This window comes from Burkholderia sp. HI4860, assembly GCF_002223045.2.
GTDB lineage: Bacteria > Pseudomonadota > Gammaproteobacteria > Burkholderiales > Burkholderiaceae > Burkholderia.
The window spans coordinates 2,988,461-3,000,946 of sequence record NZ_NKFO02000003.1 but is presented as its reverse complement, the minus strand read 5'-3'; the positions used below and the strand labels follow the sequence as shown (position 1 = coordinate 3,000,946).

General features: G+C 56.6%; 15 protein-coding genes. 4 read left to right on the top strand and 11 right to left on the bottom strand.

All coding sequences use genetic code 11. The features are described from left to right. Window positions 1-9 precede the first annotated feature (9 nt). From CFB34_RS29330 to CFB34_RS29315, 4 genes are all read right to left on the bottom strand, one after another. Window positions 10-798, bottom strand: a complete 789-nt coding sequence (locus CFB34_RS29330; RefSeq protein WP_143329452.1) for a hypothetical protein — start codon at window positions 796-798, stop codon at window positions 10-12. A gap of 386 nt (window positions 799-1,184) precedes the next feature. Further along, on the bottom strand, window positions 1,185-2,039 hold the full coding sequence (locus CFB34_RS29325; protein WP_143329453.1) for a hypothetical protein: 855 nt from the start codon (window positions 2,037-2,039) through the stop codon (window positions 1,185-1,187). Window positions 2,040-2,046: 7 nt separating this feature from the next. Further along, on the bottom strand, window positions 2,047-3,087 hold the full coding sequence (locus CFB34_RS29320) for a site-specific integrase (RefSeq protein WP_089440612.1): 1,041 nt from the start codon (window positions 3,085-3,087) through the stop codon (window positions 2,047-2,049). A gap of 180 nt (window positions 3,088-3,267) precedes the next feature. After that, on the bottom strand, window positions 3,268-3,576 hold the full coding sequence (locus CFB34_RS29315; protein WP_089440613.1) for a hypothetical protein: 309 nt from the start codon (window positions 3,574-3,576) through the stop codon (window positions 3,268-3,270). A gap of 438 nt (window positions 3,577-4,014) precedes the next feature. On the opposite strand from CFB34_RS29315, the gene CFB34_RS29310 reads away from it, so the two are divergent. Beyond that, window positions 4,015-5,007, top strand: coding sequence for an IS5-like element ISBmu2 family transposase (locus CFB34_RS29310; protein ID WP_006412423.1), 993 nt, complete (start codon window positions 4,015-4,017; stop codon window positions 5,005-5,007). Window positions 5,008-5,541: 534 nt separating this feature from the next. On the opposite strand, the gene CFB34_RS29305 is transcribed toward CFB34_RS29310, so the two are convergent. Both CFB34_RS29305 and CFB34_RS29300 read right to left on the bottom strand, forming a co-directional pair. Beyond that, on the bottom strand, window positions 5,542-5,910 hold the full coding sequence (locus CFB34_RS29305; protein WP_143329455.1) for a hypothetical protein: 369 nt from the start codon (window positions 5,908-5,910) through the stop codon (window positions 5,542-5,544). Between the two features lie 5 nt (window positions 5,911-5,915). Next, a complete protein-coding gene (locus tag CFB34_RS29300; protein WP_143329456.1) occupies window positions 5,916-6,536 on the bottom strand; it encodes a hypothetical protein in 621 nt (206 codons plus the stop codon). 190 nt (window positions 6,537-6,726) lie between these two features. Here CFB34_RS29300 and CFB34_RS29295 point away from each other — a divergent pair, with 190 nt between their 5' ends. Continuing rightward, window positions 6,727-7,053, top strand: coding sequence for a helix-turn-helix transcriptional regulator (locus CFB34_RS29295; protein WP_089440614.1), 327 nt, complete (start codon window positions 6,727-6,729; stop codon window positions 7,051-7,053). A 10-nt stretch (window positions 7,054-7,063) separates the two neighbouring features. Here the strand turns inward: CFB34_RS29295 and CFB34_RS29290 are convergent, their stop codons facing one another. From CFB34_RS29290 to CFB34_RS29270, 5 genes are all read right to left on the bottom strand, one after another. Next, window positions 7,064-7,744 carry a hypothetical protein gene (locus tag CFB34_RS29290; RefSeq protein ID WP_143329457.1) on the bottom strand — a complete coding sequence of 227 codons (681 nt, stop codon included), beginning with the start codon at window positions 7,742-7,744 and terminating at the stop codon, window positions 7,064-7,066. Window positions 7,745-7,962: 218 nt separating this feature from the next. Then, complete coding sequence (locus CFB34_RS29285; protein WP_143329458.1) at window positions 7,963-8,439, bottom strand: response regulator; 477 nt, start codon at window positions 8,437-8,439, stop codon at window positions 7,963-7,965. Next, window positions 8,427-9,191 carry a HAMP domain-containing sensor histidine kinase gene (locus CFB34_RS29280; protein ID WP_089440616.1) on the bottom strand — a complete coding sequence of 255 codons (765 nt, stop codon included), beginning with the start codon at window positions 9,189-9,191 and terminating at the stop codon, window positions 8,427-8,429. Before CFB34_RS29280 ends, CFB34_RS29285 begins: the two co-directional genes overlap by 13 nt. Window positions 9,192-9,198: 7 nt before the next feature. Further along, complete coding sequence (locus tag CFB34_RS29275; protein ID WP_089440617.1) at window positions 9,199-10,110, bottom strand: restriction endonuclease; 912 nt, start codon at window positions 10,108-10,110, stop codon at window positions 9,199-9,201. A gap of 718 nt (window positions 10,111-10,828) precedes the next feature. Next, a complete protein-coding gene (locus CFB34_RS29270) occupies window positions 10,829-11,002 on the bottom strand; it encodes a hypothetical protein (RefSeq protein WP_179243646.1) in 174 nt (57 codons plus the stop codon). An 83-nt stretch (window positions 11,003-11,085) separates the two neighbouring features. On the opposite strand from CFB34_RS29270, the gene CFB34_RS29265 reads away from it, so the two are divergent. Together CFB34_RS29265 and CFB34_RS29260 are read left to right on the top strand one after the other, a co-directional pair. After that, the gene (locus CFB34_RS29265) at window positions 11,086-11,694 is read left to right on the top strand and encodes a DUF2939 domain-containing protein (protein WP_089440618.1); all 609 of its coding nucleotides are present in this window, start codon (window positions 11,086-11,088) and stop codon (window positions 11,692-11,694) included. Window positions 11,695-11,842: 148 nt separating this feature from the next. Further along, complete coding sequence (locus tag CFB34_RS29260; protein ID WP_089440619.1) at window positions 11,843-12,445, top strand: hypothetical protein; 603 nt, start codon at window positions 11,843-11,845, stop codon at window positions 12,443-12,445. Window positions 12,446-12,486 lie beyond the last annotated feature (41 nt).

Genomic DNA, 12,486 nt, shown 5'->3' with positions numbered 1-12,486 from the left:
AGCAACGTGTCATAGCTGCACCTCTACCACTTTTTGAGCGAGCCACGGGAACGTACCGGCAATCATGTCGGCTTGGACAGAGGCCAGCGCGGCGGCAAGCTCCGCACGTCGGCGGGCAAGCTGTAGACGTGCAAGCCCCGTCTTGTCTGCCTCGATGCGAGCATCCAGTTCCGCGAGTTCGCGGGTTGCATCGCCCTGGGTGTCCGGTGCAAGCTCTGCGAGCGCAGCATTCACAGCGTCTGCCGAACGACCCGCAGCGGCAATGAAGTGCAGGTGCGCCGTGCCTTGTTCGAGCAGCGGCAGCCAGCGGGCGGCGGCGTTGGCAATGATGCTTGCAGATTGACCGGCCTGGACAGGTGGCACCGGCACATAGATGTGATGATGCGGGGCGCCGTCGAGAGCAACGAGCGGGTCCGCATGGCCCGCATGTGGAATGCCGTGCTGCTCGCGCAGGACGGCTTGCGCATCAACCGTCAACCATTCCTTGCCGTGCAATGTAAAGACTGCGCCGCCGCGCAGTAGCCCGCGCCAAATCGCGGCGGCGGAGACGCCAGCGCGCAGAAATTTCGCCGCGCTACGCGAGCCAATTCCTGCCGCTTTGGGCGTTGGTTGGTAGCACGCGACGCGCCCCAACCCAGACAGTAGGACGCGGCGGAACAAGCCCGCAGAAGCGGCATGGCGCAGAGCGGCGGCAGCGGTGTCCGGCGAACAATTCAACGCGGTTGCGGCATATGCCGGGGTGGTGCAGCAATGTAGAGCGGCACAGGTTGCGGCGTGGTCACGAATGGCGGATTGCATGGAGGCTCCGAGAGGCGCGCACGAAGGCGCTCACACTCTCGTATAGCGCGACGTAGCACGCATGCCGCGTACACCTAGCCGCCTGCTTGCACGGATGCCGTGTGCACCGCCAGGGGTTTTCGGCGGCGGGTGTCCTGGCGAACATCGGTTGCCGAAGTTGAAAAACCCCGCGCAAGACAAGCCTTGTCGCGTAGCGGGCAAAGCCCGATATGGGACAAGGCGGGGTGCCGGAGGCATCCCCAGGGCGACGGCGCATCAGCGCCCGGAGGGCGCGCGCCGGGCCGCGTCAGCGGCAGCCCTCAGACGCTCGGAGAGCGGCTGATATGTCGCCTGCAAGGGCGACTACGCGGGAGCACGGGAAGGCGACTCGGGAGGCGACTGGTGGGCTACCGGTCGAACTCCCGGCCAGACATACGAGAGGGAGCCGATACGTGCGTCTGCGTCGGAGCACGGTCCGGCGATTGCTGATGCGACTGCGCGGGGGCACAGTCCGGCGCATGGAAAGGCGACTGCTCGGGAGCATGCATAGGCGCTCGCACGGATGCTTGCTCAGCAGCCTTGAGTATCGCAGGGTCAAGCTCCGGATTGCCGCGCACCCAGGCTGGAACCTCGCCATTCAGAGCGGCGATGCGAGCATCTTGCGCGGCTCTCGAAATGTCGATTGCCAAGGGTTCATGCGCGCCGCTATCAACGCGCTCGGCAAATGTCCGAGCGCGTGCTGCGATGGCGGAATCCTGCGCGATACTATCCGCGCTGCGGAACGCTTCGCGCTCAAGTGAGTCCCGCAGCCTATCGGAGCGCAACCCGGATAGCGGGTTATCGGGGTCAATATCGCGCTGCCCCGGCGACGTGTGTTCTGCCTGCGGCGACTTCCCGTGCGCATCCGCTTTCGTCTCCTGCGCAGATTCCTGCGCGTCCCCGCCCTGGGCGGACAAAGAGGGGCCGGTGCTTGCGGCGGAGTGACCCGCCGACGAGCCGCCAGAGTCGGCGGCGCTCTGGCCTGCATCCGGTCCCGATGCAGCGGGAGCCGAACCGCCGCTTGCGGCGTTGGTCGGTGCGCCTTCAGACGCTGTGCCGCCGCGCCCGTGCACGCTGCTGTGGTCGTCGCCGGTGATGATGGCCGGGGGCATACTCGGCGGCGGGCTGCTGCTGCCGGATTCCTCTACCGCTTCAACGGCCTCGGCCTCATTGCGCAGTCCCCGGCGACGAAGTTCTGCGGTGTCTACCAGAATCGTTGCCATGCTTTCTTTACCCGTAAACAGATTGCGAACGCTCGCTCCGGTGACCCAAGCGGTGTGCGATTTCGGCGTGACTCGCTCCCGCCGTTTTGAGTTCGCGGGCAGCGGCGTGGCGGTAGGTGTACGTAGATACCTGCGCCAGTCCAGCGCGGTCTGCTGCGCGGCTGACGCGCTCACGGAAAGCTTCAACGCTGCCCGGATACGCAATCGTGCGCTGCTCGCGCGCACCAAGCCATGCCGCAAGGTCGCGGCCTGCCTGCGTGCCGTTCAGTTCATCGCGGTCTAGCGTGATGGAGCGGGATTCAACACCCCGGTCTCGGTCTACTTTCGCGCCCCTGATGGTCAACGTCACACTGTCGTCGTCCTGGCGGACACGAATCCCGCGAACCTCCGCCGGTCTGCATCCCGTCAGCGAAAGGGCAGCCAAGGCTGCGCGGTCGGGGCCGCGCGCCTCTCGCTGGACGGCATCACGCCAATCGGACGGCAAGTCGGTAAGCGAACCGCGCTTGCCGTTGCTGCGCTCAGGGTCGGGATGCGCTGGCCCCCGAAACGCGCTAGAGCGCGTCAGGTCGGCCTCTCGGCTGCCGGTGGTGGGCGGGTACTGTCGGAGCGCACCAAGCCCCTCCTTGACCCGGTTATAGGCTTCCGCCGCCCGTACCACGTCCCCGGTTCTACGGTGCTTATCAAGGTCACGAAGCGCACCCTTCAATTCTGTCCGCGCAACGTGAACGTAAGCCGCACGTCGAAACTCGAAGGTGTTCCGGCAGGCGGCATCTTCTGGACGCTGCCCGGCTCCACGCATTTGAGCAACTACGCGGGCATATCGCGTCGCTGTCGTCATAGAAATGTCCCGGCTGTCAAAGCCGCGTACAAAATCGCGGGCTTCTCGCACGTCTGCCCGCAATTGGGCAGCCTCTCGGGCGTCGGCACGAGATTCCAGACGTTCACGAAGGGCGGCGACGCGCTCTCCCAGGCGCAAGCCATCGGTACGTGTGCCACCTCGGGCAATATCAAAGCGGTCAATGCTGAGCGCATTGGGTGCTGCTGTCATTGGATTTAGTGCTCCGTGGTCGATTTGCGCACGGCGTGACCCTGGCTTAGGCCCAGCACGGCCAGGAATCGGGCGGCGGCATAGGTAAGCGCCTGTGATGGCGCGGGCGATTCTTCACGCTTCCCCCGGTTCGTGCGGCGCTGAGCCTTGCGGGATTTCGATTTGGACGGCGAACGCATGTCAGCTCCGAGAAATATGAAGCTGTGCAGCGGATTTCGCGCCAACTTCAGCGAAACGGAGCTTGCGATATGCCGTCGTAATCGCGTAATCAACACCGGCAGCCGACAGCGCCAGCCATGAGCCAGTGAGAATGGGATGCTCAGTCAGCAAGTTGTCGAGAAACAGCAGCGCCGACGGCAACCAGAGATGCAGGCCCACGCTCGCCAAGATGCAGAGTGCCGCAACGATGGCGTAAGGCTTGATGAGTTGTGAAAGCGTCTGAGGCATTGCACACGCGAAGTAGGTATTGATGCGTGTGTATAGCGCCATTCAGGCGTCATGATTCCTGGTCGCCTTCACTGCGGGAAGCCAGATAGGGACGCCACCCCAGGCCGCAAAGCGATGACGTGAGCCGGCTGAAAAAAACGTATTCAGGCACGGCAAAAAAGTCTTACCGTCGCGCAAGCATGCCAGCCGTCCTGGCTGCCCGACCGCGCAGCGGTCTACAGATGCGTAGACGCACGCCCGTTGTTTGAAGTCAGGAAATGCGTATTGAGGGAAAGCACATCCTTACGCAAGGATATGTCTCGGTTATTCCAGCTTGAAAATTCTCAGCTGAGGAATTTTCTCAATGGAATAACCCGATACATATGCTCACCTGAGGAAATGCATTGGGTTTTAGGGAAACGCTGATTTATTCGGCTCGGCGGTCATCGCAGACGTAGCCGAGGACGTTTAGAAGACAGCTCACGGAACGGACCCACGACGATGAAGAGGCAGATCGGCTTCGCGGAAGCGGAAATTGCAGGCAAGAAGCGAGTGACGAGGCGCCAACGCTTCCTGGAAGAGATGGAGAAGGTCGTTCCGTGGCAGCGCTTGCTGTCGGCCATCGAACCGCACTATCCGAAGGGCACGCGAGGTCGCCCGCCGATTGGCCTTGAGCGGATGCTGCGAATCTACTTCGTGCAACAGTGGTACGGACTGTCGGACGAAGGACTGGAAGACGCGCTGTATGACAGCATCACGCTGCGAGCCTTCGCCGGCATCGATCTGGCGATCGAGAACGTGCCTGATGCAACCACGCTGTTGAAGTTCCGGCGCCTGCTGATCGAACACGAACTGACACGGAAGTTGTTCGACGAGATTGGCATCTCGCTGTGCGAGCGTGGGCTGATGATGAAGGAAGGCACGCTGGTTGACGCGACGATCATTGAAGCGCCGCCGTCGACCAAGAATGCCGGGAAGAGCCGTGACCCGGAAATGCATCAAACGAAGAAGGGCAACGAATGGCACTTTGGCATGAAAGCCCACATTGGCGTCGACGCCGACTCGGGCCTGATTCACAGTGTGGTTGGCACGGCGGCCAACGTGTCGGATGTATCGCAAGCTCATGCCCTGCTGCACGGGCATGAAGAGCAGGTGTTCGCCGACGCGGGCTACATTGGCGTCGACAAGCGCGAGGAAATGGCGGGCAAGGCCGTGAAGTGGCACGTCGCTGCCAGGCGGGGAAAGATCAAGGCGATGCAAGAAGGAGCGCTGAAGGACCTGGTGATCGCGCTCGAGCGAACCAAGGCGCAGATCCGTTCGCGGGTTGAGCATCCGTTTCATATCGTCAAGAATCTGTTTCAGCATCGCAAGACCCGATACAAGGGCTTGGCCAAGAACACCGCGCAACTGTTCAGCCTGTTCGCTCTGGCGAATCTGGTGATTGCGCGAAATCTGTTGCGATCGGTCCATGGGAGCAGTCCGTCATGCGTATGAAAAATGCGAGCAGGGGAGGCTCGCTTACGCGCCAAATTCACTGAATTGAGCGCCGATTCGCTTCGTCATCCAGAAAATTTGAAGCCATCTCGCCTGCAACTTCGGAAGTTGGTCCATTGATCAGCGTTTCCTTAGTGAGCATATTCTTACTTCTATATATGCTCAGGAATAGCCGAAGGCCCCTGGCGGATACCGCCCGGGGCCTTCCATCATCCTCGCTCCGATGATTCCGACAGTCATTCGAGCCACGCACTATCTTCGCCTGCGTGCCGGTCGTCTCAACTCTTCCCCCACAGAGACCGGTATCCCCTCGCCGCTGCCGTATCAAGCCGACCAGCGAGGCGGTCACTCATCCAGGCCCGGCAATGGCCGGGGCGGCGCTCGCGTCGGGCGGCTTGTGCTCGGCCAACGTGTGACATGTACGTATATGTCCACCAGAGCGTCATATCTTAGACAAATTTGTCATCAAACTCGCCAGCTTCATTCGGAGGGAGAATAAACTGCCCGATGAGCTACCGGCGGGCGATGGTCACCCTAAAGCTTCAGCTTTTTTGTTTTACAAACGCCCGTCGCGCTCTTACTGGTGCCGCCGCCCGGCGTCAAAGGTCCGCCGCTCGAAGCGGAAAATTGAAATTCACCAGTCTCACGGTCAATGGTAATCGACGTGCTCTCACCATTCATTTCGGTGTGGAAAAAGTCGTCGGCTTCATACTTGGACCCGTTTGCCTTTAATGCATCGACAGGAATATCCAATACCGTTCCAACCTTCACCTCATGTGTCGGTCTCAGATAGCCCTTACCGGTGACTGTCTTAACGACACAGGAAAGCACCGACTGCTGAGAATACGCCGCCGAGCAGAACAGGGAAGCAGCGACCGCCACTGAGTATGTCAGTTTTTTCATTCTTGTCACTCGTTAATATGTTGCTGGTTGGGGAGACTGGTTTCATTGGCGGCATCAGGTGCTGACGCGGCGGACCTGGGTTGCGCTGGTTCAGTGGCTCGAACTGTCTCTGTGCGAGCCTTCATTTCCACCATGAAATTCTGAGCCGCTACGTTTCGCGGAGCGTCGGTTTCAATCGTTCTCAGGACTTGAGGCATCCATTTCGGGCGAACATCCTCCCGTTGGCTTGCGTAATCTACCGCGTCCATCCGATGCCCCTCGCGGATGACATAGCTCTTATTAAAGGGGTAAAAATACTTCGAACCCACGCTGAAAATTGCTCGCTCATCCTTACCAGGACATTTTTCCTTCGTGAGAATCAAAGCATAGCCAATCGGCGTATCGGGCTCTGGAGCCAGAGCCATCCCTGTGACTGGCTGATTTTCTTCCCAATCTCGCGCGTACTGCACCATCACTCCTTGGTAGTGGCATTTTTCGACCCACAACGGAGCCTGCTGCTTCATCGAAATTGAATAAACCCGTACGCCCTCTTGAGCCTTAATATCTGATTCAGCCAAGCCAACAATATTGATAGCTTGGCTTGCGATGGTGCCGACCAAGAACAGCGAATTGAGTATGTCGAGCATTTTGGTAGGTTAATCAACGAGAGTCGGGGTGCTTGCGCCATGTGGTGCTAGTCACCCTATCCATTATCGGCTTCTTTAATGTTGATTTGACCAGACTTACGAGGGGTATTCGTTCGCCCGTGCTCGTCCAGTTTCCTGATTCTACGAATTTCGTAGAGAATCAACAAGGAAATCCTACGAATATCGTAGGATGACAAAGAAAGAGCCCGGCACTGTGTTCGGTCGTCGCCTCCGTGAAGCGCGGCGGCAGGCCGGCATTCCGCAGGACCAACTGGGAGTCGAAATTGGTCTCGATGAGGGTACGGCGAGCGCGCGGATGAGCCGTTACGAGACCGGGACACATGAGCCGCCGTTCGGCATCGCTGTCAAATTGGCTCAAGCGTTACGTGTGCCAACGGCCTACTTCTTTTGTGAAGATGACGACCTTGCCGAATTTGTTCTTGCTTGGGGGCGTCTGTCGAAATCCGAGCGCAAACGCGTCAAGCCTGTGATACTGGCCAAGCTTTCTGGTGAATGAACGCATGGGGCTACTCCAAAACCGTTCCACCATCGTAGGACCAGAGCATTGCCCAAAATTGGCTACCCCAGTCAGTCTCGTGTCCATCAAGATACCTTGACTTGCCCAATGCGAGCCGAAGGCGGTCCATAAGTGCCTCAAAACGCCCCTCATTGGGACGCGCCGCCATCAAGATGCGGCCGAGCGTGTATGTCAGAAGCGCGTGATAGAGAGTGATGCGTGTCGCCTTCTGGGCATCATACGCACGCGGGCGAATTTCAACGAATAGATGCGAATTCGCAGCGGGGTCGCCCGACGTTTGTGGGGCTCCCTGCAATAGGCGAAGTTGCCATTGGGCCAGCTTCGGACTGTAGTGGGCATATGGCTGAATCGCAGCCGCAAACTCCCGCATGAAGACAGACCAAGGTTCGCTCCAGAGACCGCACCCATACTTCGGCCACACGCTGGTTTCGAGCCAAGCGCGCAACTTCCCGGGACTCAGTTGGTCGGCGTCCCAACGCAGCATGGTTGCTTCCGCCTCAGGATGGCCGCATAGGCCGAGTTCGATAACGCCAATTGCTTCGACGCACTGCCGCGTCAACGCCAAGGCGTTCGCGTGCATACCGTCGCGATTCGCACGGTTTGCAATCAGCATGGAATCGAGTACGAACCAGTGTGCCAACATCGGCGATGACCTGACTTGTACTGTCATCGAGCTTGCCTGCACTGCGTCAGCTACGCGCCGCATCACTTCTGGCCTAGCCTCTTCGGCGACGGTGAACCATTCGGGTACTGGTCTTTTCATACGCTAGATAAAGTTCCTCTGCTTGAGGGCTCTCACGTCTTCGGCGTTGACGGCAAACTATTCACCATTTGTTTGCTTGCTCGCGAAACCTCTGTGCCAATACCACCTTCGATTCGTTCTCAGCCTTACCCCATTGTCGACTTCAGAATCTCGTGCGGCCCGATTGGCGTGGAAATGATGTTTAGAATTTCCCTCTTAAATTCCTGAACTTTATCTTTTGACGAGTATCCGCAATACAACTGTTTCGTCTCCGCTATGATTTGCTGATTGTGGTGCGATGAGTACGCGCTAACATTTCTACCCAAATTTCCCTGGCTTCGAATGTATTTTAAAACATAAAATCCCTTATATTTTTCGTAGACATCATTCACCCCAAATAGATTCGGCGTCCAATTTCCCATGGGTATGTTTAAATCGACAATATATGCCCTATATTGATATTCGCTTGCCAAATTTATTGCCTCTTCGACATTGTGCGCAATATCGATTTTTATTGATTTTCCAAGAATAAAATTATATAGCCATTCGATATGCTCGGGCTCGTCATCGACTATAAGAAACGTATCGGCCAAATAGGTCTTGGGAAGCTTTACAGTTGCCATAATTTCTTTGGTATAGCAATTCGGAACGTTGTTTTTTGGGTTTTCGCGGAATGGCTGGCAATAATTTCGCCCTCCAATATTTCTTCGGTGATTTTTCGGCAAATAAAGAGACCTATTCCAGAGCCTTGCGCCACCTTATTATGCGCCTCCCGACTTCGGAAGCCCATTTTGAATATGTTCTCGGCATCGCTATTGCTGAAGCCTATGCTTGCCCCGGTCAATTCGATGCATAAATCTTTTTTTGAATTAACCGAAACATTTATTTCGACGGTTTGGTCTGGGAGGCCGTATTTTATCCAATTATCAAATAGGTTAATAAATATTTGACGCAAAAGCTCGGGGCGCGCAGATATTCTGTATTGTTCGCTAGGGTTATTTAATTCTAGCTTGATATTTTTTCTTCCCGCTGAACTTTGAAAAAATTGAATTGCCTCAATTATTATTTGAGGCAAGATGGAAGTCGCCGATTCTCGAGCCGCGCGCAATTCATCTTTTTCCGATGTCTCAAAGAAAAAATCTGATAAATATGCCAAATTACGTATTAGGGATACGCATTGCACCAATTGGGCGCGACTTGCGTTGATAACCTGCTTTGCCTTTTCTCCTTGATATGTATTGTCGACCACGTTATCTAGGTTTCCAATTACACCACTAATTGGGTTGACAACTTGGTGTACAAAATTTGCGAGAAAAAGCAAGCCAACATCTTTCCCCTCTGCGGAGGGTGTCGATTCGGTCGATTTGTCGTTCATGGTGCGACTACCTCTGCGTTATCTTAATGGTTTTATCCTCGATGGCGTATTCAAAATCGCCCCATAAAGCAATTGCGTCGAAGGTCTTTCTGTAACGCGCAAAAATTTGGGTAATTTCACTGCCACAAGCAATCGAACATGTGCACTGCGGAGAAGCGTCCACCGATTTTAAGTCCACTCGCAAAGCAGCCAGATAGCCAAGAAAAGCGTTCATTGATGGACCGTCGACACTCTTTATTGCATCCGAGAGAGCAAGCCCGGAATAATGATATTGGCTTGGTTCATAAGATATAATCTGAAATCTCCCGGTGCCTTGAATGCTCTCCATTTTCATCTGCAATAGTGCGGAAAGCGCCTGAGCGGCTTTCAGCATGGGGGAAATTTCCACATCGTTTACAGAAAGTTCTGAATGGTGGCTACTCACGCACTTGCTGAGCGCAAGAGTTAAGTCAAGGGTGGAGCCGGTTATTGGGGTTGGCGCATTTTCAAGCCCGTATTTCCACGCGACGTCTTGATATTTGCTAAGAAGAATCTCGATTTGATGCCCTGGCCACAGCCGAATTATGACTCCCTTTTTTAAGTTATTCCATTTTGTAACTTCAGTTATTGCGGTGGGGGTGAATTTCGCGGTGGTGCACAATAATAATACATCCGCTGAATTCGATTCAGCAAATGCCAATTTCTTGTATATCGTGGGCCAATCAACGGAGCCTGTATAGCGCTTGCACTCGACGTACCATTTCTGCGTGGTCTGGGACAGCGAAAAATCATTGTGAATAATATTGCCTTCGATGTCTCGCCCGCCATCAGCGCCCGGTGTTCGCCAAGTCACGTTTACCATGCCATGGGCGACCATCAAGTCAAACGTAAGGTTCTCGAATTCTGTATCACCTATTTCTGCCAATTCTCTCGCTGCCATATTCGCACGGTGGTTAAGTGGAAAGCTAGTCTTGCTAAACGTGTGCCGCGTAACGACAAAAATACGCCTTTGCTTGAATAGCGCCACACGATTTTAGTGTTAGTAAGTCTGCTGCAAGGAGGCCTCCGGTAGCTAACATATTGTAACAATTTAGGACCGACCCCACCGGTGACTCTCGGCATGCCAGACAGGCATCGATTGGTAGGCAGCCGAAGCAAGCTACTGTAGCTGTCGAAGGAAGACATCGGCGCGCGAATTGCCATCCTTGACGATTAGGTAAACATAGGTCCGGATGCCTGATAGCGGGATTCAACAACGCATTGGGCAAGAGTCAGCCCACGATGCTTGCCGACATTGCTTCGGTGGTACACAATGTTGGCTCTGCCTAGGTACAAATAGCCTTCGCGATTGAATCGTAAGTTGTTGTTTTTAATAGGTTTTACTTTTTCCGGCCAGACTCCCCCTCTCTCCGCCAGTATTCAAAAATGCCCGCGCCAGCGGGCATTTTCATTTCCGGAGAGAAGCCAGCCGACAGGTCGGCGCGCACGGGGGGATTCGAAGGGATTCGCCTGCAAGCGAATCCGCGGCCCGCGCTCGTGTGGGCGCATCCCCCCGGACATCCGCAAAAACGGGCCGCTCGGCCCGTTTTCCATTTCTGCACGCTGAAGCGCCCGCCGATCGTCAGTGCGGCGACCATTGGCCGCGCCCCCGATGCGCGCTACGCAGACACGCTCGCCATCAGGCGCTTCACCTCGATTTCGTCATCAGGCATCAAGCGCGGGCGACGGCCAGGCAATTCAACGCGCTTCTCGTCGCCGCATTGCCTTTTTTCGACCAGACGACGCCCATTCAGTCCGTCATTCGAAATTGAATAACGATCGTAAATTCGCATCGCGGATTGTCGGCCACTCAAGTTCCCGGTATGTGACCGTTAAAATAACGTCCCGATAAACAATATGAACGCGTGTAGAGACCATGAAAAATAAGAAACTGCTGGCGATCGCCGGAATCGCAATAGCCGCGGGCGTGGCGTCCAGTTATGCGAGCCCGTATATCACCCTGTATCAGATGCGATCGGCTTTGGCCGACAACGATGCCGACTCGTTTTCTTCCTATGTCGATTTTCCATCGGTGCGAGAAAGCCTGCGTGCGCAACTCATAACCATGATGCAGGCGAAAATGGCGAATTCCCCCGAGATGAACGGCAATCCATTCGCCGATCTGGGAATGGTGATGGCGATGGGTTTCGTGAATCAAGCCATCGACACGATGGTTACGCCGGCGGGCGTCATGACCATGATGGCCCAGGGCGCAGCCAAGCCCGCACGCTCCAGCGTGCAGGCCTCCTCTCCCGAACCATCGGAAACGGCCCAATCGGGGTCCGACGGCGGCACCGCGCCGCAAACAACGAGCAGCAAGCCGAAAGCCGACTATTCGGCCGGCTACAAGAACTGGTCGACCGTCACCGCAACTGCGCGAAAAGGAACGGACGACGAGGTGACATTCATCCTCAAGCGTGACGGCCTCTGGTCCTGGAAGCTGAGCGCAGTTAATCTGCCGATCGACAAATTCGGTTCAAACTGATCACCAGGAAGCGGCTCGGGCCGTGCGCAGCCGGCCCGCTTCCCTGCTTGATCTGAGCGTGCGGCGCACCGCAACTCCCGAACACCGCACGCTAAAGATGTGTATTCTCCTGACGATATCCAGGGTTTCATCACCGCGAGTCAGCTCCATGCGATTGAGTCCACGGTTCGCCATGATGGCTATTGCTGCGACGATGCTGTCAGCTTGCGCGACGGCATTTTCGCCCGCGTCGATCAGCACCACCATCGCGGTGACCGCTCCCCCATCGCTCGAAAAATCGCTGCGAGACGGCGGCTCGTCGACCGACCTGTCGGTCATCGGTCAGCCCGCCTCCCCATTTCGCACGCTTCTTTCCGTTCGCGAATGCGCCGCCGGCAAATGCGCGGCGGGAATTGCCAAGCCGACGCTCGCGGTCACGGTCCAGCGCGTGTCGGAAGGACAGGCAGCGATACGCTTCTCGGTCAATGGAGAAATCGGCAGCAGCCAGACGCTGACATCGCAAGCCGGGAACGCCACGTCGGACGTGACCATGTCGATCCCGTCCGGCGTGACACCGATCAACGATCGATTTTCCGTCGATCGGGTCGCGACGATCAAGGTTGGCGAGTTCCGCCATGTGGCCTTGCCGCATGGCATCCGTGCCTATGTCTGCGTCGCCATCCCGAACGCGAAAGGCGTGACGGATGGAAGCTGTGATTTCAGCCGGGTGCAGACGACCAAGGGAGCCGAGCTCGGCATTTCAGCGCTCTGATCCGCGAGTCACGGCGCCAATACGGACGCGGCCCGGCATTT